Source organism: Specibacter sp. NPDC078709 (genome assembly GCF_040686795.1).
In the GTDB taxonomy this organism is placed as follows: Bacteria; Actinomycetota; Actinomycetes; order Actinomycetales; family Micrococcaceae; genus Specibacter.
The window spans coordinates 1-21,192 of record NZ_JBFBLU010000016.1 but is presented as its reverse complement, the minus strand read 5'-3'; the positions used below and the strand labels follow the sequence as shown (position 1 = coordinate 21,192).

Annotated in this window: 17 protein-coding genes; 5 read left to right on the top strand and 12 right to left on the bottom strand. The window is 64.1% G+C overall.

Annotated features, from left to right (window positions below; translation table 11 throughout):
- Positions 1 to 3: 3 nt before the first annotated feature.
- Together AB0P14_RS17580 and AB0P14_RS17575 are read right to left on the bottom strand one after the other, a co-directional pair.
- Entirely contained in the window at positions 4 to 1,212 is a 1,209-nt protein-coding gene (locus AB0P14_RS17580) for an acetyl-CoA C-acetyltransferase (protein WP_363845390.1), read from the bottom strand.
- A gap of 117 nt (positions 1,213 to 1,329) precedes the next feature.
- Entirely contained in the window at positions 1,330 to 2,487 is a 1,158-nt protein-coding gene (locus tag AB0P14_RS17575) for an acyl-CoA dehydrogenase family protein (protein WP_363845348.1), read from the bottom strand.
- A gap of 80 nt (positions 2,488 to 2,567) precedes the next feature.
- Between AB0P14_RS17575 and AB0P14_RS17570 the strand changes: the two genes are divergently transcribed.
- Positions 2,568 to 3,446 (top strand): enoyl-CoA hydratase-related protein, encoded by an 879-nt coding sequence (locus tag AB0P14_RS17570; RefSeq protein WP_363845345.1) that lies wholly within the window; start codon positions 2,568 to 2,570, stop codon positions 3,444 to 3,446.
- Positions 3,443 to 4,051, top strand: a complete 609-nt coding sequence (locus tag AB0P14_RS17565; RefSeq protein ID WP_363845343.1) for a TetR/AcrR family transcriptional regulator — start codon at positions 3,443 to 3,445, stop codon at positions 4,049 to 4,051. Before AB0P14_RS17570 ends, AB0P14_RS17565 begins: the two co-directional genes overlap by 4 nt.
- A gap of 449 nt (positions 4,052 to 4,500) precedes the next feature.
- On the opposite strand, the gene AB0P14_RS17560 is transcribed toward AB0P14_RS17565, so the two are convergent.
- From AB0P14_RS17560 to AB0P14_RS17525, 8 genes are all read right to left on the bottom strand, one after another.
- Positions 4,501 to 5,457 (bottom strand): NAD(P)-dependent oxidoreductase, encoded by a 957-nt coding sequence (locus AB0P14_RS17560; protein ID WP_363845340.1) that lies wholly within the window; start codon positions 5,455 to 5,457, stop codon positions 4,501 to 4,503.
- Entirely contained in the window at positions 5,441 to 7,036 is a 1,596-nt protein-coding gene (locus tag AB0P14_RS17555; protein ID WP_363845337.1) for a long-chain-fatty-acid--CoA ligase, read from the bottom strand. Before AB0P14_RS17555 ends, AB0P14_RS17560 begins: the two co-directional genes overlap by 17 nt.
- 150 nt (positions 7,037 to 7,186) lie before the next feature.
- Positions 7,187 to 7,966 (bottom strand): enoyl-CoA hydratase family protein, encoded by a 780-nt coding sequence (locus AB0P14_RS17550; protein ID WP_363845335.1) that lies wholly within the window; start codon positions 7,964 to 7,966, stop codon positions 7,187 to 7,189.
- A gap of 3 nt (positions 7,967 to 7,969) precedes the next feature.
- The gene (locus AB0P14_RS17545; RefSeq protein ID WP_363845332.1) at positions 7,970 to 9,142 is read right to left on the bottom strand and encodes an acyl-CoA dehydrogenase family protein; all 1,173 of its coding nucleotides are present in this window, start codon (positions 9,140 to 9,142) and stop codon (positions 7,970 to 7,972) included.
- Between the two features lie 31 nt (positions 9,143 to 9,173).
- Positions 9,174 to 11,213 carry a biotin carboxylase N-terminal domain-containing protein gene (locus tag AB0P14_RS17540; protein ID WP_363845329.1) on the bottom strand — a complete coding sequence of 680 codons (2,040 nt, stop codon included), beginning with the start codon at positions 11,211 to 11,213 and terminating at the stop codon, positions 9,174 to 9,176.
- 16 nt (positions 11,214 to 11,229) lie between these two features.
- Complete coding sequence (locus AB0P14_RS17535; protein WP_363845326.1) at positions 11,230 to 12,825, bottom strand: carboxyl transferase domain-containing protein; 1,596 nt, start codon at positions 12,823 to 12,825, stop codon at positions 11,230 to 11,232.
- Positions 12,822 to 14,528, bottom strand: coding sequence for an acyclic terpene utilization AtuA family protein (locus AB0P14_RS17530; protein ID WP_363845324.1), 1,707 nt, complete (start codon positions 14,526 to 14,528; stop codon positions 12,822 to 12,824). Before AB0P14_RS17530 ends, AB0P14_RS17535 begins: the two co-directional genes overlap by 4 nt.
- Entirely contained in the window at positions 14,525 to 15,463 is a 939-nt protein-coding gene (locus AB0P14_RS17525) for a TIGR03084 family metal-binding protein (RefSeq protein WP_363845321.1), read from the bottom strand. The genes AB0P14_RS17530 and AB0P14_RS17525 overlap by 4 nt, the downstream gene beginning before the upstream one ends.
- A gap of 107 nt (positions 15,464 to 15,570) precedes the next feature.
- Here AB0P14_RS17525 and AB0P14_RS17520 point away from each other — a divergent pair, with 107 nt between their 5' ends.
- Both AB0P14_RS17520 and AB0P14_RS17515 read left to right on the top strand, forming a co-directional pair.
- The gene (locus AB0P14_RS17520) at positions 15,571 to 16,182 is read left to right on the top strand and encodes a TetR/AcrR family transcriptional regulator (protein WP_363845319.1); all 612 of its coding nucleotides are present in this window, start codon (positions 15,571 to 15,573) and stop codon (positions 16,180 to 16,182) included.
- An 88-nt stretch (positions 16,183 to 16,270) separates the two neighbouring features.
- On the top strand, positions 16,271 to 17,413 hold the full coding sequence (locus tag AB0P14_RS17515) for an AI-2E family transporter (RefSeq protein WP_363845316.1): 1,143 nt from the start codon (positions 16,271 to 16,273) through the stop codon (positions 17,411 to 17,413).
- 96 nt (positions 17,414 to 17,509) lie between these two features.
- Here AB0P14_RS17515 and cls read toward each other — a convergent pair whose 3' ends face one another.
- Together cls and AB0P14_RS17505 are read right to left on the bottom strand one after the other, a co-directional pair.
- Complete coding sequence (cls, locus tag AB0P14_RS17510) at positions 17,510 to 18,964, bottom strand: cardiolipin synthase (RefSeq protein WP_363845313.1); 1,455 nt, start codon at positions 18,962 to 18,964, stop codon at positions 17,510 to 17,512.
- 111 nt (positions 18,965 to 19,075) lie between these two features.
- The gene (locus AB0P14_RS17505; RefSeq protein WP_363845310.1) at positions 19,076 to 20,275 is read right to left on the bottom strand and encodes a M17 family metallopeptidase; all 1,200 of its coding nucleotides are present in this window, start codon (positions 20,273 to 20,275) and stop codon (positions 19,076 to 19,078) included.
- Between the two features lies 1 nt (position 20,276).
- Here AB0P14_RS17505 and AB0P14_RS17500 point away from each other — a divergent pair, with 1 nt between their 5' ends.
- On the top strand, positions 20,277 to 20,816 hold the full coding sequence (locus AB0P14_RS17500; RefSeq protein WP_363845307.1) for an SLC13 family permease: 540 nt from the start codon (positions 20,277 to 20,279) through the stop codon (positions 20,814 to 20,816).
- The last annotated feature ends 376 nt before the right edge of the window (positions 20,817 to 21,192 follow it).

Below are 21,192 nucleotides of genomic sequence, written 5' to 3'. Positions count from 1 at the left end.
TTACTAGACCCTCTCGATCAAAGTTGCCACGCCCATGCCGCCGCCGATGCACAGGGTCACTACGGCCCTGCGCTTGTCGGTGCGTTCCAGCTCGTCCAGCACGGTGCCCAGGATCATGGCGCCGGTGGCGCCGAGCGGGTGGCCCATGGCGATGGCGCCGCCGTTGACGTTGAGCTTTTCGTCCGGAATACCGAGGTCCTTTTGGTATTTCAGGACCACGGAGGCGAAGGCCTCGTTGATTTCAAAGAGATCAATGTCTGCAACGCTCAGCCCCGCGGTCTTGAGCAGCTTTTCGGTGGCTGGGGTGGGGCCGGTGAGCATGATGGTGGGGTCGGCGCCCGAGGTGGCCGTGGCCACGATCCTGGCTCGCGGTTTCAGTCCCAGCTGTTCGCCCACGGCGGCGCTGCCCACCAAAACCAGAGCGGCGCCGTCGACAATTCCCGAGGAGTTGGCGGCGGTGTGGACATGGTCAATCTTTTCCACGGCATGGAATTTTTGCAGCGCGACGGCATCAAAGCCGCCAGCCTCGCCCATGACGGCGAAGGCGGGACGCAACCCGGCCTGCGACTCGGGCGTGGATTCGGGGCGCATGTGCTCGTCATGGTCCAGGACGACGAGCCCGTTCTGATCCTTCACAGGGATGACGGACTTGGCGAAGCGGCCCTCCTTCCAGGCCTGTGCGGCGAGGCGCTGCGAGCGCACAGCGTAGGCGTCGACGTCCACGCGGCTGAAGCCCTCCATCGTGGCGATGAGGTCGGCACCGACGCCCTGCGGCACAAAGTAGGAATCATAGTTGGTGGCCGGGTCCATGGCCCAGGCGCCGCCGTCGGACCCAATGGGCACACGCGACATGGACTCCACGCCGCCGGCGATGATGAGCTGGTCCCAGCCAGAGCGCACCTTCTGGGCGGCGACGTTGACGGCTTCCAGGCCCGAGGCGCAGAAGCGGTTGAGCTGCACGCCGCCCACCGTGTCCGGAAGGCCGGCGGCGATGACGGCGGTACGGGCGATCACGGCGCCCTGGTCGCCCACCGGCGAGACGACGCCGAGGATCAAGTCGTCGATGAGCGTTTCGTCAAGGCCCGGGTTGCGCTTGCGCAGGGCCTGGATCAGGCCCACCACCAGATCAATCGGCTTGGTGCCGTGCAGCGACCCCTTCTTGCCGCGCCCGCGCGGGGTGCGGATGGCGTCATAGACAAATGCTTCCGGTATTGCTTGTTCGCTCACGTGATTCCTTCCATTGTCATCCCGGGCCGCAGCGGTGCGGGCGGGACGGTTAAGAGCTGTCTGTAGTTGGTGGAGGGGCCTGTAGTTGGTGCAGCGGTGCGCTCAAAGCGAGCGGGCGATGAGTTCCTTCATGACCTCATTGGCCCCGGCCAGCACGCGCAGCACCCGGTTGTCGGCGTACATGCCGGCAATGGGGTACTCCATCATGTAGCCGTAGCCGCCGAAGAGCTGCTGGCAGCGGTCGATGACCTCCGCCGTCCGGTCGGTGATCCAGTATTTGGCCATGGAGGCTGTTGCCGCATCGAGATCGCCGTTGACGTGCCGGGTGATGCAGTCGTCCAGGAACACCCGGTTGACCCGGGCGATCGTGGCGCACTCGGCCAGTTCGAAGCGGGTGTTCTGCAGTTCGAACAGCGGCTTGCCGAAGGCTTCCCGGGTCTTGGTGTACTCCAGCGTTGCCTCCAGGGCGGCCTCACTCATGGCCTGGGCGAGGATGGCGGTGATGAGCCGTTCCTGCGGCAGCTGGTTCATGAGCTGGTAGAAGCCCTTACCCTCCTCCCCGCCGAGGATGTTTGCAGCGGGGACGCGCATGTTGTCAAAGAACAGTTCCGAGGTGTCCTGGCCCTTCAGGCCAATCTTGTCCAGGTTGCGGCCGCGCTGGAAGCCGGGGATCCCGCCGTCGATCTCCGCCACGAGCAGCGAGATGCCCTTGGCGCCCTTGGCGGTGTCGGTCTTGACGGCGATGACCACCAGCTCGGCGAGCTGGCCGTTGGAGATGAAGATTTTGGAACCGCTGACCAAGTAGTCGTCGCCGTCGCGCACGGCACGGGTGGTGATGGCTTGCAGGTCGGATCCGGTGCCGGGCTCGGTCATGGCGATGGCGCCCACCCATTCACCGCTGCACAGCTTGGGCAGCCAGCGCAGCTTTTGCTCCTCGGAGGCGTAGGCCAGCAGGTAGTGGGCCACGATGCCCTCGCTGACGGCAAAGCCCAAGCTGTCAGCCCCGGCACTGGTCTGCTCCTGCAGCAACAGGGCCAGGTTGGCAAAGGTGCCGCCCCCGCCCCCATACTCCTCCGGAATGGACATGCCGCACAGGCCAAGTTCACCGGCGCGGGCATACAGTTCCTTGTCCGGGAAGCCCTGCTCCTTGAATTTCTTCTCGAGCGGGGCAACCTCCTTGACAAAAAAATCGTGCAACAGGGACTTTACGTCGAGCAGATCTTCATCGATCCATGCCGAAGTTAACTGAGTTGTTGACATACCGCCAATAGTGCAGGACTATTGACACCGTGTCAATAGCTGACGCAAGTCTTTACTTTCCAGTCCTGAAAGCGATGACCATGACCGCTGAAATCTCCACACCGTACACCGCCATCAGCTACACGGTGGCCGAGCGCATCGCGACGGTTTCCCTCAATCGCCCCGAAGCCCGCAACGGCTACACGCTCACCATGGCGCACGAGCTCGAGCACGCTTTCCTGGCCGCCGACGCCGATCCTGCCGTCCAGGTTGTGGTGTTCACCTGCGCTGGCAAGGACTTCTCCGTGGGTGCGGATCTCAGCGGCGGCGGCTTCGACATGACCATGACCGATGCCGCCAGTGATTGGCAGGAGCCGGCCGGGCGCTGCTCCAAAACCATCTTCGGCATGAACAAGCCCGTCATCGCGGCCCTGCGAGGGGTCTCGGTGGGCGGCGGCATGACCATCACGCTTTCCTGTGACTTCCGACTGGCGTCCACCGACTCCCGCATTTCCTTCCCCTTCAGCCGCCGCGGGATCTTCCCCGAGGGCGCCTCGGTCTGGTACCTGCCGCGTCTTGTGGGCGCGTCCAGGGCCGCCGACTGGATGCTGACCGGCAGGCTTTTTGGTGCGCAGGAAGCGCTCGACGCCGGACTCGTCACCTCGGTGCACGAGCCCGAGAACGTGCTGGAGGCCGCCTACGAGCTGGCACAGGACATCATCGCCAACACCTCGGAGGTGTCCACCGCTGTCATTAAGCAAATGTTGAACCGGCTCAGCGGGCTCGATTCCCCCATCCCGGTCCATGCCTTGGATTCGCAGCTGATCGCCGGGTTGTCGGGCCACGCCGACACGGTGGAAGGCGTGAAATCGTTCCTGGAAAAACGCCCGCCGAACTTCCCTCTCACGGTGCCTGACGGCATTCCGCAGTGGCTCCCCTGGCTCAGTCCTGACCCCATAGAAACAGACTCAACACCGTGACACCCGACAACCCAACCCCCATCCGGCAGCGGCTCAACCCTGACGAACGGCGCCAACAGATCTTTAAATGTGCCCAGCGCTTGTTCAATGAGCGGGCATACGAAGAGGTGTCCGCGACCGACATTGCGGCCGCCGCAGGGGTGGCGCGCGGGCTGATCAACCACTACTTCGGCAACAAACGCGAGCTGTACCTGGAGGTGGTCAAGGTCAGTTCCACGGTGTCGGCAGTGGCGGTGGCGGCGCTGCCCGAGGGGACCTTGCAGGAGCGGATCGGTATGGCCGTTGACTGGTTTCTGGATTCATTGGAGAAATCCGGGGCCACCTGGCTGAGTTTTGGCGGCAGCATCGGGCGCGATCCCGACCTGGAACAGATTCTGATCGCTGCCGAAAATGATTCCATTGAGCTGTTGATTGAGGCGTGCGGCCTGTCCGGGCGAAGCGACGGGCGCGAGCAAATCCGGGCCATGTTCCGTGTCTATGCGCAGCTGGCCCGCAGTGGCGCCCGCGAATGGCTGCTGCGCAAGACGCTGACGCGGCCGCAGGTGCACGCCCTGCTGGCCAGTACACTGACGGTCGTGGTGGAAGAAGCCATCCCCGCCATCTAACTTCCCACCCCCAACGCTCGCTCACATACGGGGCATTATTGCCCGACGCTCGCTCACATACGGGGCATTATTGCCCAACGCTCGCTCACCTCAGCCCAATTCCATTCCTTGGCCGGCTTGGCCCAGTTCATCCGCAGCGTCGCGTCGCGCCAATGAGTCCGCCTGAAGGAATGCATCCAGCGACTCCGACATGATCCGGAGATTGCTCCCCACATTCCGGTATTCGATGGCGCCGTTTCCAGAAGCTGATCAAGTACGGTCGGGCACATTCCATTGCTCGGCAGTCGGTTGTGAGGTGCGGTCTACTGGGATTGGAGCCGCCGGTTCCGCTTGGTCGGCCGCTGCTCTCGCACTTCCCGAGGGGCAGTGCGAGAGCGCCAGCCGCAACTCCCCCGCTGCTGAGCGAACGTCCCGGGAAACACCCCCGTATGTGAGCGAGCGATTGGAAGCTACGGGTCCACGTAGAGGTCGATCATCAGCTCCGCGGACGGATCCACGGCGTAGCCGCTGAAGTCCTGCATGCCGCGGGACCGGAGCAGGTCCTCGTCGATGATGGCCTGGCCCGTCAGCTCCCGACTGGATGTGGTGAGGATGGCGTGGGCTGCGTCGGCCATGATGGCGGGGGTGCGGGAGCGCCGGATCATCTCGTCCCCGCCCAGGATGTTCGCCACCGCGGCCGTGGCGATCGTGGTTCGCGGCCACAGCGCATTGGAGGCCACCCCCTGCTTCGCAAACTCCGCCGCAAACCCCAACGCGTTCAGCGTCATGCCGTACTTCGCCAGGGTGTATGCCGGGTTGGCACCGAGCCACTTGGGGCCGAAATTCAGCGGCGGGCTGAGCGTGAGGATGTGCGGATTCTCCGCCTCCAACAGATGAGGCAGCGCAGCCTTAGACAACATGAAGGTGCCGCGCACGTTGACGTCCTGCATCAGGTCGTAACGTTTCTGGGACACCTTCAAAGTGCCGTCCAAGGAGATGACGGACGCGTTGTTCACCACGATGTCGATTCCGCCAAAGGTGGCCACAGCCTGGGCCACGGCGGAGGCGATCGTTTCGTCGTCGCGGACGTCACCCACCACGGCAAGGACCTTCCCGCCGGCAGCCTCGATCGCGGCGGCCGCGGTGTGGATGGTGCCCTCAAGTCGAGGATCCGGCGCGTCGGTCTTGGCAATGATCACCACATTGGCGCCGTCTCGCGCCGCCCGCTCGGCGATGGCCAAGCCGATACCGCGCGAACCACCCGACATCAGGATCGTCTTGCCCGCCAGCGATCCCGGCTCCGCGCCCCGCTGACCGGTCGTCTCCCCAGCCGGGGACGGCACCGAGGTGCCGGTGGCACCCAAGCCGCCGTCCGCCGTCGTGCTTCCCAAGCCGGCGCTTCCCAAGTCCTTAGATGTTTCGCTCATGACCCCTCCAATACGGTTCGCGCAGCTCGCGCTTCAAGATTTTCCCTGTCGCATTGCGCGGCAGTTCCGCCACAAAATCCACCGAGGTGGGGCACTGGTAGTGAGCCAGTCGCTCGCGGCAGAAGGCGATGATGGCCGCTTCCTCCACCGTACTGCCCTCCTCCCGGACCACGACAGCCTTGACCGTCTCCACCCATTTGGGGTCCGGGACGCCGATGACGATCCCCTCCGCCACGCCGGGAACGGCCATGAGCACGTTCTCCACCTCGGGGCTGTAAATGTTCTCGCCGCCGGAGATGATCATGTCCTTGAGCCGGTCCACCATAAACAGGTAACCGTCCTCATCGAGGTGCCCAATGTCGCCCGAACACAGGAAACCGTCGGCCGTGAACGCCGCCGCCGTGGCCTCCGCCTTGTTCAGGTAGCCCTTCATGTTTTGCGCCCCGCGAACCTGGATCTCGCCGTTGGTTCCGGTGGGGAGCACCTCATGGGTGACGGGGTCCGCGATCCGAATTTCCAGTCCTGGCAGCGCACGCCCCACGGATTGGAGCACCTCTGGCCGCGGTGGATGCCGGTGGTCGGAGTCCTGGAGCATGGTGCCGATCCCAGACATCTCCGTCATGCCAAAGACGTGCGCCAGCTCGGTGTTGGGCCACGCGTTGAGGGTCTTCTCCAGCAGCGGTAGCGGCATGGGCGAGGCGCCGTAGGCAATCTTCTTCAGCGGTGCCACGGCGGCTGCGGCCGCAGGTCCCGCCGCGAGCACGGCTTGGATGACGGCGGGCACCAGGAAGGCGTGCGTGGCACCGTCGGCAATGGCTTTCATCATGGACGGCCCGGCCGGATCGCGCAGGTAAATGGTCTTGGCGCCCGCGTATATCCCAACCTGAAAGTAGCACGAGCCGCCCACATGGAACATCGGCATGCCCACCATGCTCACGTCGCCGGGCCCCATCTGGAACCCCTTGTTGGACACTTCGCTGTGCACGTTGATACTGCGGTGGGTCAGCTCCACACCCTTCGGCCGACCCGTGGTGCCCGAGGTATACATGACGAGAACGGTGTCATCCGGGTCCGGCTTTTCACGTACGACGGCGGCCCCTCCTGCCGCTGACTCGGCGGCTTGTGCTTGGCCTGTGTTGAGGAACGGTTCGTATTCGTCGTGGTCCCCGCCAATTTCCACCGTGCGCGGGAGCGGGCTTTCTGCGCCGGCTGCCTTCACGACTGCTTTAAGGTCGGCGCCGTAGAAGACGATCTTGGGGGCGGAATCCTCGAGGATGTAGGCGAGCTGGTTCGGTGCCAGGCGGAAGTTGCCCACCACGGTGCCGGCGCCCAGTGCGGCCGCGCCGAAGGTCAACTCCACAATGGCCAGGTGGTTCAGCTCGAAAGTGAGGATCCGGTCCCCGCGCGTGATGCCGGCTCGGTGCAGGGCGTCGGTGAGTTGGTGGATCCGCTGCTGCCATTGGGACCAGGTGAAACTTCTGTCTCCGAATGTCACTGCTATTTCATCCGGATTGTGTCTGGCCCAATGGTCGAGCCTGTCTTGCAAGAAGACCGGGGCTTCAAGAATTTCCAGCGTCATAGTAAACCTTTCGTGGTGCCGGCGTCGCTGCCGGCTGCTTATGAAGGAGTTGTGAATCTGACTGCGGTGTGGATGTGAGCGAGGGTTGGCGAAAACCAACCCGTATGTGAGCGAGGGTCGGTGGAAAACGCCCCGTATGTGAGCGAGGGTTTAGAGGGCGGGGAGGTGCCAGGAGGGCCTTCTTCGTTCTAGGAACGCAGCCATGCCCTCCTTCACCTCCTCGGTAGTGAACAGTTTCGAAGACAGGGCGACCATCTCGGCCGCGCCCGCCTCGAGCGTTGCCAGTATGGGTGCGGCGGCCAGCTTCTTGCTTTCGGCAAGGCCCTGCGGTGAGCCGAGCCGGATGCCGGCCAGAATGGGTTCCAACACGGCGTCCACATCGTTGGAGGAAGCTGTGATGAGCCCGTTGGCCTGCGCCTCCGCTGCGTCGAACGTCTCCCCGGTCAGGTAGTAGCGGGACACGGAGCGGCTGTTCATCCGCGGCATGGTGGTCAGCGAAATGATGGCCGGGCCCAGCCCGATCCGCACCTCGGAGAAGGCGAACGTAGCAGACGAGTCAGCCACGACAATGTCGCACGCGCCCAGTATGCCCAGCCCGCCGGCCCGGGCCACGCCGCGCACTAACGCTATGACCGGAACGGGCACGCTCAGGATGGTGCGCAGGATCCGCACCAGGTCCCGGGCGCCCTCCTCAACACCGTGGGTGCCGGCCTCCTTCAAGTCCGCACCCGCACAGAACACGCTGCCGGTGTGAGTGAGCAGAATCCCGCGGACGCTCCCGGATGCGGCTGCGAGCGCAGCCTGTTCCAGCCGGTCCACAAGCTCGCCCACTAGTTGCCGGGATAGCGCGTTGCGGTTGCCGGGCGAGTCCAGGGTGATGGTGGCAACGCCGGCGTCCACCGCGTAGTGGACGAGTTCGGTGGCAGCCATTGCTCAGTAGCTCTTCGGCAGGCCGAGCGAATGCTGGGCAATGAAGTTCAACACCATCTCGCGGCTGACGGGGGCAACCCGGCCAATGCGGGCCAGCCCCAGCATCTGGGCCAGGCCATACTCGCGGCTCAGCCCGTTCCCGCCCATGGATTGAATGGCGACGTCGAGGGCGTTGATGCTGGCCTCGGCACCTGAATACTTGGCCATGTTGGCGGCCTCCCCGGCTGCCAAGTCCAGCCCGGCGTCGTAGAGAGAGGCAGCGCGGAGCATCATGAGCCGACTCAGTTCCACCTCGATGTGGGCCTTGGCCAGCGGGTGGGCGATGCCTTGGTGCGCACCGATGGGCTGGCCCCACACCGCACGCTCCTTGACGTACTCAACAGCCTTGTTGATGGCGTAACGACCGGTGCCCACGGCGAGCGCCGAGGCCATGATGCGTTCCGGATTGAGCCCGGCAAACAGGGCTTCCAGTGGTGCGTCGGCCCCGCCAACCAAGGCACTGGCGGGGAGGCGGACGTCGTCCAGGAACAGCAGGTACTGCTTCTCCGACTCGATGATGTCCATCTCCACCTCCCGGTATTCAAAGCCGGGGGTCTCTCGCGGCAGCACGAACATGGCGGGGCGCAGGCGGCCGCTGCGCTCGTCCACGGTTCGAGCGACGATCAGTACGTAGTCGGCGTTGTTGACGCCGGTGACGAAGACCTTGCGGCCGTTGAGCACCCAGTCGTCGCCGTCGCGGCGGGCCACGGTGGAGATGTTGTGCGAGTTGGAGCCGGCGTCGGGTTCGGTGATGCCGAACGCCATGACGGTTGAGCCGTCGGCAAAGCCGGGCAGCCAGGCCTGCTTCTGTTCTTCCGTGCCATACCTGGCGATGATGGTGCCGCAGATGGCCGGGGAGACCACCATCATGATCATGGACGCGCCCAGGGCCGAAGATTCCTCCAGCACCGCGGCGAGCTCGTAGATGCCTGCCCCGCCGCCACCGTATTCCTGCGGCACCGACACGCCCATGAAGCCGGCCTCACCGAGTTCCTGCCATAACTCGGTCATGGACTCGCCGGCCCGCGCGTGCTTCGTGGCGTATTCGGGACCGTAGCGGCCCACAATGTCGCGCACCGCCTCGCGCAGCGCCTGCTGTTCGTCCGTTTCAACAATGCTTGATTGAATGCCGCTCATTCTTCTCTCCTCTGTGAGTTCCTCTGCCATGTCAATCCCGTCTTTCACCAGCGTCAACCACCGCGAGCACCATGCCGACGTCCACGTTCTGCCCCACCGTGACCGGCAGTTCGGCCACCGTTCCATCGGTGGGCGCCCCAATGGTGTGCAGCATCTTCATGGCCTCCAGCACCAGCAGCGGCTGGCCCGCGGTGACAGTGTCGCCGGCCTGCACGTGCACGCTGACCACGGCGCCGGGCATGGGCGCGGTGAGCGAGCCCTCCGCCACGGCCAGGCTGGGATCCGGGAAGCGCGCCACCTCGGTGAAGGTGACGGATCCGCCGCCGCCGTCCACTTCAATGACGGTGCCGGCGCCGGTTTCGTAGTGTGCCACCTGCCAGGAACGCACCAGGCCGTCCACCTCCAAACTCACCTTCTCGGCGCTGAGATGGACGACGGCGGTTCCCCCCAAGCCGTCCGCCTCCAGTCCCGCCCGACCCAGGACATACCGGAGGTGGTGTTCACCGCCGGGACCGGCGAGGCTGGTGGTGGCCGGCTGCGAGCGCAGGTTCCGCCAGCCGCTGGGCAGCCCGCCCAGCACGCCGCCGTTCATGCGGGCTTGTGCCCTCCGCCGCTCGGCACCGGCCAGGGCAGCAGCGAGCGCGGCCAGCTTTTCCTCCTCCGGCCCGGCCACCGGGGCCGCCAGGATTTCCAACCCGTGGGTGGGGAGGAATGCCGTGTCCGTCTCCCCTGCCAGGAACGCCGGGTGGCGCAGGATGTTCACCAGCAGGTCGCGATTGGTGCGGACGCCGTGGATGCGGGCCGTGGCGAGAGCCTTGGCCAATGTGCGGGCGGCCTCGGTGCGGGTGGGTGCCCAGGCGATGAGCTTGGCCAGCATGGGGTCGTAATGGATGGACACGGAGGAGCCTGCCGCAATGGAGGAGTCCAGCCGCAGCCCGCGCTCGCGGACCGGAAGGGCGAAGTCCGCCGCGAGTCCGTCCACGTCGAAGCGCTGCACGGTCCCGGTCTGCGGCGCCCAGCCTGCGGCCGGGTCCTCGGCGTAAAGGCGCACCTCAATGGCGGCCGCTCCCACCGAACCGGGCGCCGGGGCCGGCTTGGTGTCCGGCAGCTTCGCACCCGCGGCCACCTCGAGCTGCAGCGCCACCAGGTCAAGGCCCGTGGTGCATTCGGTGACGGGGTGTTCCACCTGCAGGCGCGTATTCATCTCCAAGAAGTAAAAGCGCCCGGCCTCATCGGCCAGGAACTCCACGGTTCCGGCACCCACATAGTCAACGGCCTTCGCGGCGGCAACCGCGGCCTCGAACAATTTCTCCCTCATGCCGGGTGTTCGTTCCACCAGCGGCGACGGAGCCTCCTCCACCACTTTTTGGTGGCGGCGCTGGATGGAGCATTCGCGTTCCCCCACGGCCCACACCGTCCCGTGCGCATCGGCCATGATCTGGACCTCCACGTGGTGCCCGGTTTCCAGGTACGGCTCGCAAAACACGGTTCCGTCGGCGAAGGCGCTCGCAGCCTCGGTGCGAGCGGTCGCCAGTTCGGCGGGAAGATCGGTTAGCGCACGGACGATCCGCATGCCGCGCCCGCCGCCTCCGGCCGAAGCCTTGATGAGCACGGGCAGCTGCGCCTCCGTCACGGCGGCCGGGTCCAGCTCCGTCAGGACAGGGACTCCTCCCGCGGCAACCAGCAGCTTGGACTCAATCTTGGAACCCATGGAGTCGATGGCGGCAGGAGGCGGCCCGATCCACACGAGCCCGGCGGCCTGCACGGCCCGGGCAAAACCGGCGTTCTCCGAAAGGAAGCCGTAGCCGGGGTGGATGGCGTCCGCCCCGGCGCGCAGCGCGGCGGCAATGATCGCCTCCCCGCGCAGGTAGGTGTCGGAAGCGGCCGTCCCGGGCAGGTGCACCGCGGTGTCCGCGTCCAGAACAAAGGGAGCTCCGGCGTCGGGCGTGGAAAAAACCGCAACGGTGGAGATGCCGCGCTCCCGGCAGGAGTGGAACACGCGGCGGGCGATCTCGCCGCGGTTGGCCACGAGCACGCGGGTGATCGGCACGCTGGTGATGGGCTGGTTCATGGTGGTCATCCTTGGCTCACATCCGGAAGACGCCGAAGCCCCCGGCGCCCTTGATTTCGGTGCTGGCGATGGCGGAAAGTGCCAGGCCCAGCACGGTGCGGGTGTCGCGGGGGTCGATGATGCCGTCGTCGTACAACTTTCCGGAGAGGAAGGTGGCCAGTGACTCGGCCTCGATTTGGGCCTCGACGGCGGCGCGCATCAGGGCATCGGCATCCTCGTCGAAGTCACGCCCGGCTGAGGCTGCTGCGGCCCGGCCCACTATCGACATGACGCCGGCCAGTTGGGCGGCCCCCATGACGGAGGAGCGGGCGGAGGGCCAGGAGAACAGGAAGCGGGGGTCAAAGGCGCGCCCGCACATGCCGTAGTGGCCGGCGCCGAAGGAGGATCCCATAAGCACGGAGAGGTGCGGGACGGTGGAGTTGGAGACGGCGTTGATCATCATGGAGCCGTGCTTGATGATGCCGGCCTGCTCGTATTCCTTGCCCACCATGTAGCCGGTGGTGTTGTGCAGGAACAGCAGGGGCGTGTGGGCGGAGTTGGCGAGCTGGATGAACTGGGCCGCCTTTTGCGCCTCCTGCGAGAACAGCACGCCGCGGGCGTTGGCCAGGATGCCCACGGGGTGACCGTGGATGCGGGCCCAGCCGGTGACCAGAGAGGTGCCGTACAGAGCCTTGAACTCGTCAAAGTCGCTGCCGTCCACCACGCGGGCAATGACCTCGCGGGGGTCGAAGGGGACCTTCAAGTCGGAGGGGACAATGCCCAGCAGTTCCTCTTCATCCATCAGGGGATCCACGGAGGGCGCCGGAGTCGGGCCCTTTTTAACCCAGTTGAGCCGGGCCACGATCCGGCGCCCGATCCGCAGCGCATCCATCTCGTCCAGCGCGTAGTAGTCGGCCAGGCCGGAGACGCGGGCGTGCATGTCGGCGCCACCCAGGGACTCGTCGTCGGACTCTTCCCCCGTGGCCATCTTGACCAGCGGCGGGCCAGCCAAAAACACCTTGGAGCGTTCCTTGATCATGACGATGTGGTCGCTCATGCCGGGGACGTACGCGCCGCCGGCAGTGGAGTTGCCGAACACGAGCGCGATGGTGGGGATGCCTGCGGCCGAGAGCCGGGTGAGGTCGCGGAACAGCTTGCCGCCGGGAATGAAGATTTCGCTCTGGGTGGGCAGGTCGGCACCGCCGGATTCCACCAGCGAGATGACGGGCAGCCGGTTTTCTCGGGCGATGTCCAGGGCGCGGAAGATCTTCTTGGTGCTGTACGGGTTGGAGGTGCCGCCCTTGACGGTGGGTTCGTGGGCAATGACCATGCACTCCACGCCCTCCACCACGCCTATCCCGCTGACGACGCTGGCGCCCACATGGAACTTGGTGCCCCAGGCGGCGAGTGCGGAGAGCTCCAGGAACGGCGCGTCCCGGTCCAGGAGCATTTCCACCCGTTCCCGGGCCAGCATCTTCCCGCGTTGCCGGTGCCTTGCGACAGCCTTTTCGCCGCCCGATTCCAGGACCTTGGCGTATTCGCCGTCCAGCTCGGCCAGCTTCGTGAGCATGGCAGCCGTGTTGGCCTTGAAGTCCACGCTGCGCGGATCAACGGTGGTGCGCAAAGCTGTCACAGAAATTCCTCCGGGATGTCGAGGTGGCGGGCACGGAGCCATTCACCCAGGGCTTTGGCTTGCGCGTCAAAGCGGGCGTTCGACGCCACGCCTTCACCCAGCAGGCCGCGGATGACAAAGTTCACGGCGTGCAGATTTGGCAGCACGTGCCGCTCAATCTCCAGCGTCTTCGTTTCGGGCAGCAGCTCCCTGAGAGCCTCCACCGTCAGCGTGTTCACGAGCCACGGCCAGGCGTCCGCCCGCTCAACCCAGACGCCCACATTGGCGTCGCCGCCCTTGTCACCGCTGCGAGCCGCCGCTATCCGCCCGAGTGGGGCACGCGCCGTCGTACTTTCCGCCTTGAAGGGCGGCAGTTCGGGTTCTTCCACCACCGCCAGTGCGACGCCGGATGGCACAGTTTCACTGTGCGGAGGGACGCTCACTTCTGTCCCGTCAGGTAACGCGACTGTGTGCGGGACTTCCCTGGCCGCGACCCAGCCGGGCGTATAGACGCCGTAGGGTGCGGCGTCACCGGGCGGGGCGGTGAGGTGGAAGCCGGGGTAGCTGGCCAGGCCGATCTGGACGGCGGCGTTGGAGAACGCGCGGCCCACGATTTTCGGGTCCGTTCCGCGGGCCACGCAGTGCAGCATGGCACTGGCCTCCTCTTCCGTGGCGGCGTCTTCGCGGTCGGTGCGGGCCAGCGTCCAGGTGGTGCCCTCCGGGACTGCCCCCGCCAGCTGACTGCGGATCAAGGCGGCCTTCTTGTCGATGTCCAGGCCGGTCAGCACAAAAGTGACTTCGTTGCGGTAGCCGCCCAGCTGGTTGATAGAGACCTTCAGCGTGGCTGGCGGCGCTTCCCCGCGCACACCGGATAAGCGCACCCGGTCGGGGCCGTCGTCATCAAGGACGATGGAATCCAGGCGCAGGATCGCATCGGGTCCTCCGTAGCGGGCGCCGGTGATCTCGTAGACAAGCTGGGCCGTGACGGTTCCTTTTGTGACGGCCCCGCCGGTGTTCGGATGTTTGGTGATCACGCTGGAGCCGTCCGCATCGATTTCGGCGATGGGAAATCCGGGTCGGTGCATGTCCGCGATGGTGTCGAAGAAGGCGTAGTTGCCGCCGGTGGCTTGGGTGCCGCATTCAATGACGTGGCCAGCAGCCATCGCGCCGGCAACTTTGTCGTAGTCCGTGGGGTTCCAGCCGAAGTGGTGGGCTGCGGCGCCCACGACGAGTGAAGCATCGGTAACCCGGCCGGTCACCACAATGTCGGCGCCTGCTTCCAAAGCTGCCGCAATACCCCAGCCGCCCAGGTAGGCGTTGGCGGAGAGCGGCTTGCCAGCGCTGATAGCCAATCCCAGCTCTTCCGCACGGTCAATCAGATCGTCGCCGTAAACATGCGCGATCTTGGCGTCCACCCGCAAAGCGCTGCTCAATTCGCGGAGCTTGGCTGCGAGCCCTTTCGGGTTCAGCCCTCCAGCGTTGACCACGATCTTCACGCCTTTTTTCATGGCGAGTTCCATGCTGTCGCGCATTTCGGCCAGGAATGTTTTGGCGTAGCCAGTGGCAGGGTCCTTGGCCCTGTCCCGAGCCAGAATCAGCATAGTCAGTTCGGCCAAGTAGTCACCCGTGATGACATCGACAGGACCGCCTTCGAGTATTTCCCTGAAAGCGCCGGCCCTGTCACCGTAAAAGCCCGAAGCATTAGCAACCCGGAGCACGCTCATATTGTTGGCCCCGCGGCTTCAGCTTCCGCTGGCTCAGTTGGCGATGTTGGCCCCGCGGCCGACGGGGCGGCGCCCTGCGAGGTGGCGCTAGGGGCCCGCCCCTCCTTGCGCCGCCCCTCCCTGCGCCGTCCGTCCTTGCGCCGCCCCTCCCTGCGCCGTCCCTCCCCGGGAGGGCCCGCAAAAGCCTGGACAATATCGAGCCACTGATCCGCACCTGAGCCTTCTGCGGTCAGCGCAAGGTCGTCACGGTGGCGGCGTCGGGTGGCCAGTAAACAAAAGTCCTCGGCCGATCCGGCGACGCGGTCGCTTGCGTCGGCCGGCCCCCACATCCAGATCTCGCCCGCGGGACCGGTCAGCTCGACGCGAAATTCGCTTTCCGGCACGGCAAGATTATTGACCTTGAAAGCAAAGTTGCGGGTGCGCACTGCCAAGTGGGCAATATGGCGCAAGCGTTCGCTGGGTTCGCGGGTGGCGCCGAGCGCGTCAACAATGTCTTGGCCGTGAGCCCACGTTTCCATGATGCGCGCTGTCGCCATCGAGGCGGCACTCATGGGGGGTCCAAACCACGGCAATTTAGCGCCTTCGGTGACCTCGCGCAGGGAAGCTGCCATCCGACGTCGACCATCCCGCCACTGCTCCAACAGGGTAGCTGGAGTCAATTGCGCCAGCTCCGCAGCTGCGCTGTCAATAGTGACGGTCCCTGATTGAACCGCCTGCATCAGGCTGTCAAAAGTTGCGGTGTCTCCATTGGCTGCGGTCGCTGCGGCGATGACGGCGGAGTCGGTCCACGCCAGATGACCAATTTGATGCGCGATGCTCCAGCCCGCTGATGGGGTATCCCGCGCCCAGACTTCCGCGGGCAGCTGCGCCACGAGGGCGTCCAGAGCCGTCGACTCAGCCTCAACATCAGCCAGAATTTCCGCCACATCAACCACGCTTGGACCCCTCTTGCCTTCAGTTGTTCACGTAACCCCAGTATGTGATGCACGCTACAAAAAAGCAAGCATGCTTGCTTGTTTCAATTTCATGCTACCGTCCTCCTGTGAGCAGAACCGTCATAGAACCTCAGCAAGACCGCAGCCGCGCCACCCGAGAGCGGCTGCTCGAAAGCGCCGTGGCACTGCTGGCCGAGTCCGGCTGGACCAACACCACGGTTACCACGGTGGCCGCCCACGCCGGAGTTTCCCGCGGCGCCACACAACACCATTTCCCCACCAGGGATGATCTCTTTACAGCCGCAATCGAACACATGACCGTAGCTCGCGTACAGGAACTTGAGGCCACTCTCGCCGCGCACGCCGCCGGACCGGTCCCGGTGCGCGAGGTGCTGGAATCGCTCGTAGGCCTGTACACCGGCCCCCTCTTCAAGGCGGCCCTGCAAGTCTGGACGGCAGCCGCCGTCGACCCCGCTGTGCGCGAACACATCATCCCGCTGGAGCAGACCGTGGCCCGGGAGGCCTTCAGGCTTGCGGCCACGCTGCTGAACATCGATCGGGAAAACCCTAGACTGCGCGCCATTGTGGCGGCCACCCTGGATCTGGGACGCGGCTTGGGTCTTGCCAACATTTTGACTGACGACGCCGGTCGGCGCACCTGGGTCCTGGACGCCTGGTCTGCGGAGCTCGAAGCCATCATGGCCGCTGAAACGTCCTAGACGCACCCGGCCAGTTGGCTCCTGTCCCGGATATGATCTGTTCAATGCCATTGGGGCATTGGAGTGGCAGGATTGAAACGGAATAAAAATGAGCGCATCGATGGAAAACCCGGACTCAACGCCAACCTCAAATTCCTCCGGGACCAAGGTTCTGATCAGTTTGGCGGCAGCCGTGATCGTGTTGATCGGGCTCGGCCGGATCTCCTCGATCGTAGGCCCGGTTTTCTTGGCACTCGTACTGACCATTTGCGTCTATCCGCTCAAGCAACGGCTCTTGCTCCGCGGAGTCCCCCCTGTTCTGGCAGGGATGGCCACCATCTTCTCCGTCTATGCCATGGTGGGTGCACTGGTTGCTTCCTTGTGGGTCTCCGCCATCCAACTCACCCGGCTATTGCCCCAGTTTGCGCCCCAGATTACCGAATTGCGCACTGATCTCAGGGTATTCCTGCACGACAATCTCGGCATTGGCGACGAGCAGGTGCGCGCCATCGTCGATTCGATAGACCTGCGGGTCTTGATCGACACCGCTTACAACTTGTTGGGCAGCGCCATGAACGTGGGATCAGGGCTAGTATTCCTGCTGCTGCTGGTGATGTTCATGAGCATTGACGCTACCTATTTCCCCACGATCCTTGCCGTGGTGAAAGAAAAACGGGCACCTGTGGTGGAGGCATTGAGCAACTTCGCCAAACTCTCCCGCTCCTTCATGATCATGACCACCATCTTCGGCGCCATCGTGGCCACACTGAACCTCGCCCTGCTGCTGATCTTGGGTGTCCCGGGCGCAGGATTATGGGCTCTGCTGTCCTTTGTGTGTGGATTCATTCCGTTCATTGGATTCTGGATCAGCCTCGTTCCCGCAGCCATCATGGCCCTGCTGGCTGGCGGACTGCCAACCTTCATCGGAGTGGTGGCCTTCTACGGGGTCATCAATTCCCTGATCCAGTCCATCATCCAACCCAAGTTTGTCTCCGGCTCGGTGAACCTGAACATGACGTTGACGTTTTTGTCGGTCATTTTCTGGTCGGCTCTGCTGGGCCCGCTCGGCGCCCTCATGGCTGTGCCACTGTCCTTGTTTGCCCGGGCAATCTTGGTTGATTCACATCCGCAGGCGGCTTGGTTGCGGCCGTTCATCGGAGACATCAGCGAATCCAAGGCCATGCTGGCCATCCAACGGGCCGAAGCCAAGGCCGCCAAGGTGTCCAAGGCAGCCAAGAAGTCGGCCGAGTGAGAGAGCGTCTCCGAAAAACCCGCCATTGCTGCACTAGCGTCGAGGTAAATGTAGCCATTGCTGCGATAGCGTCTGAAGTGGGGAGGGGTTGAGGCGCTACTGCAGGTTGGAGGTCAGTCTCGCCGCGCTGTCCCAGAACTTCTCCCACGCCGGGCGTTTGACCCAATCGGTAAGTTCCAGCTCACGACTGTTGGCCCTGTAACCGTCCTCGATCACTCGCAGTTGCTGCACAAAGTACTCGCTGTGGATCAGCACCGAGATCTCCATGTTCAGCGAGAATGAGCGCACGTCCATATTGGAGGACCCAATCACAGCCACGTCCGAGTCAATGCTGAAGTGCTTGGAGTGCAGCACCTCCGGCGCCTTGTAAAGGTAGATCTTCACACCGGCCCGCAGCAGCGCTTCATAATAGGAACGCTGGGCGTGGTAGACCATGGCCTGATCCCCAATCTCGGAGACAAACAGCTCCACCGAAAGCCCGCGACCGGCCGCGGTGATGATGGCCATCAAAACCGAATCTTCCGGCACAAAGTAGGGGCTTGTGATGCTGACCCGCTCCGTGGCCTGGTGGATCATGGCCACAAAAAGTTTCAGATTGTTGTCATTTTCAAAGCTTGGACCACTGGGCACCACCTGCGCATCCACCAGGTGCTGGGCCGGATCCACCACCACCGGTGAGGTATCCAGTTCCAGCAGTACGTCGGTTTCGCTGAACCAGTCGGTGACGAATACGGCGTCGAGCTCCCTGACGGCCGGCCCGTGAATACGCATCATCAGCTCGTGCCAGCGCAGCCCGCGCGCAATGTTTTTCTTCTTGTTGTAACTCTCGTGCACCAGGTTTTGTGAGCCGGTGAATCCCACGGCCCCGTCAATCACCACCAATTTTCGGTGATTGCGCAGATCAATCCGCTGCCAGTGCCCCTTCCACGGCCGCAACGGCAACATGGCATGGTATTCGGCGCCCATGTCCGCCAGCTTGGCCAGCGTCTCCTTCCGCCCCGGGTTCATGAGCGAGGCCAGATGATCACTGAGCACCCGCACGCTCACTCCCCTAGCCACCGCCCGTGCCAGCGCGTCGAAGAAGACCTTGGTGACGTCGTCGTGCACCAAAATGTAAAACTCCACGTGAACGTACGTCTGGGCCCGATCAATTTCTGCCGCCATCGCTGCAATGGAGCCGTGGTAATCCGGGAGAAGTTCGACGCCGTTGCCTCCCACCATGGGCAGCGCACCGAGCGCGCTGTTGAGGGTTACGAGCCCGGGCAGGCCTTGGGGCCAGTCGTCCCGGTGGCTGAGCTGATCAAATCCTTCGGTGCGTTCCAAGATCAGCTCGTTGACATACTTCTGCTTGTCACGGCGGGCTTTGGGCAAGCGCGAAAAGCCCACCAGCATGAATGCCACGAACCCTACATAAGGGATGAAGATGATGGTCAGCATCCAGGCGATGGCCGTGGCTGGGCGGCGCCGGGCAGAAATATAGGCCACGGAGATGGCGCCGAGAATGATGTGGCCGGCGAGCAACAGCCAAGGGAGCACTTCCGGATGGATCATCGTGGTGGGGTTCCGCTCTCTAGCCGATGAAAAGGCACAGGCGGTGGAGGGCTCGTTGGGAGTCCTCGACCGCCTGTAACTGATCTTACCTAGCAGACCCTCTATGAGCGTCTAGGGCTTGGCGTAGTTGACAATGAATTCGCTCAACAGGCGTGTGCCGAACCCGGTGGCTCCCATGGGACGCCAGGAGTCGTTGGAATCGCTCTTCATGGTCCCGGCAATGTCCAGATGCGCCCAGGGTGTGCCCTTGACGAACTCGGACAGGAAGAGCGCGGCCGTGATGGCGCCGGCGGTGGGCCCGCCCATGTTGGAAATATCGGCAATGTCCGAGTCCAGCTGCTTGCGGTAACGAGTTTCCAAGGGGAGTTGCCAGATGGATTCGCCCGATGCGGCACCGGCCGTCTTGATCTGCTCCACGAGCGGCTGATCGTTGCCGATCACGGCACCGACGAGGGTGCCCAGAGCTGCCATGGCGGCACCGGTCAGCGTGGCGGCGTCCACAATAGCGTCCGGAGATTCCTCCATGGCCAGGCTGAGCGCATCCATCATGACCAAGCGTCCCTCGGCGTCGGTGTTCTTGACCTCAACTGTCGTGCCGTTGCGAGCCGTGAGCACATCGCCGAGCTTGGTGGCTGTCCCGGATGGCATGTTGTCGGTGCAGACCAACCAAGCGCTGACGGCTGCCGTGACGCCAAGATCCCGCAAGCCGGTCATGGCAGCCATAATCGCTGCGGAGCCGGCCATATCCATCTTCATGGCCAGGTGCATGGGGTCCGAGGGCTTGAGGCTGATACCGCCGGAGTCGTACATGATGCCCTTGCCCACCAGCGCGAGATGAGCCGTAGGTTCACCATCAGGAACGTAGCGCAGGATGATCAGCCGCGGCTCCTCGAAGCTGCCAGCGTTGACGCCCAGTAGGCCGCCGCAACCCATGTCAATGAGCTCAGCCAAGCCAAACGTTTCCACGCTGAGCCCGAAGGGTGGGCCATGCTCAGTAGCGAAATCCGCATACTCGGCAGCCGTCAAATGGCCGGGAGGGTTGTTGGCGAGGTCGCGGGCCAGCGCTGCCGAACGGGCCAGCACCTTGCCACGGTCAGCGCCAGCCTCGGCGCTTTCCGCTCCGGCGCTTTCGGTTCCGGCACTTTCGCCTGCCCCAACGCCTGCCCCAACAATTTCCAGCCGCGCCACCGCAACCGTCGTGGGATCACTCTTCAACGCGTTGAAACGGTACCGGGCCATCCGGCGCCAGACCGTGCCGCTCGGCCCAGGAGCCATCCCGGCACTCGCCATCCTGGCCGCAATGGTGGTCATGATGACCACCAACATCGCTCCGGCCGCTGTGGCGGCTCTCCTAGCAGCCATGGCCATGGTCCTGACCCGGGTTGTCACCATTGGCCAAGCGCACCGATCGATGGCTTGGCAAACTTTGATCCTGGTAGCAGGGATGATCCCGCTCTCGGCAGCCATCACCAAGACCGGCACCGCGAAGTTGCTGGCCGATGGCATCGTCACCCTCACCGGTGGCGGCAGCCCCTATCTGCTGCTCATTGGCATCTTCATTGTCACTGCCGTATTGGGACAACTGATCAGCAACACGGCAACTGCCCTGATCATCATCCCCATTACACTGTCCGTTGCCACCGAGGCTGAGCTCTCGCCCTTCACTGTGTTGATGTGCGTGAGCGTGGCGTCGGCCGCTGCACTCCTGCCCCCCATTGCCACTCCCGCGAACATGATGATCATGCGCCCCGCGGGCTACAAGTTTGGCGATTACTGGAAGTTCGGCGTGGTCATCCTGGCCCTCTATCTGGCTGTGGCAGTGTTCCTTGTTCCGGTCTTTTGGCCGTGCTAGCGATCCCCACCCATTCCAAACTCCCGCCACCCATTCCAATCTCCCGCCGATTCCAAACTCTCCCCTCCCATTCCAAACTGCAGCTGATGCGGTAATTCCGCTATATTCTCCGCATCAGCCGCAGTTCCGACTGACATGCTTGGGACCTATTGTGAATGGGGTCGCGGAGAGCTTGGCCGTGCTCGAGACCCCAGATATGGCCCCATAAATCGCACATTCGGGGCCTTATGTGTCGACTCGAAGAGCCCGATCGCGTCATCTCGGGTTCGGAAACCCGGAAACCGGGTTAGCGGCCAGAATGTGTGTATGAAAAGTGGCTTTCGGCCAGTAATCATATGGGATGCAGGGCCCTGTACATGCTTTGAAAGCATGTATG

Coding starts and splice junctions, on each gene's coding strand:
- AB0P14_RS17575 (WP_363845348.1), bottom strand. CDS start 2,487: ATGTCAACAACTCAGTTAACTTCGGCATGGATCGATGAAGATCTGCTC.
- cls (WP_363845313.1), bottom strand. CDS start 18,964: ATGATCCATCCGGAAGTGCTCCCTTGGCTGTTGCTCGCCGGCCACATC.
- AB0P14_RS17505 (WP_363845310.1), bottom strand. CDS start 20,275: ATGACCACCATTGCGGCCAGGATGGCGAGTGCCGGGATGGCTCCTGGG.
- AB0P14_RS17560 (WP_363845340.1), bottom strand. CDS start 5,457: ATGAGCGAAACATCTAAGGACTTGGGAAGCGCCGGCTTGGGAAGCACG.
- AB0P14_RS17500 (WP_363845307.1), top strand. CDS start 20,277: ATGACCACCAACATCGCTCCGGCCGCTGTGGCGGCTCTCCTAGCAGCC.
- AB0P14_RS17570 (WP_363845345.1), top strand. CDS start 2,568: ATGACCGCTGAAATCTCCACACCGTACACCGCCATCAGCTACACGGTG.
- AB0P14_RS17550 (WP_363845335.1), bottom strand. CDS start 7,966: ATGGCTGCCACCGAACTCGTCCACTACGCGGTGGACGCCGGCGTTGCC.
- AB0P14_RS17515 (WP_363845316.1), top strand. CDS start 16,271: ATGAGCGCATCGATGGAAAACCCGGACTCAACGCCAACCTCAAATTCC.
- AB0P14_RS17530 (WP_363845324.1), bottom strand. CDS start 14,528: ATGAGCGTGCTCCGGGTTGCTAATGCTTCGGGCTTTTACGGTGACAGG.
- AB0P14_RS17540 (WP_363845329.1), bottom strand. CDS start 11,213: ATGAACCAGCCCATCACCAGCGTGCCGATCACCCGCGTGCTCGTGGCC.
- AB0P14_RS17555 (WP_363845337.1), bottom strand. CDS start 7,036: ATGACGCTGGAAATTCTTGAAGCCCCGGTCTTCTTGCAAGACAGGCTC.
- AB0P14_RS17545 (WP_363845332.1), bottom strand. CDS start 9,142: ATGAGCGGCATTCAATCAAGCATTGTTGAAACGGACGAACAGCAGGCG.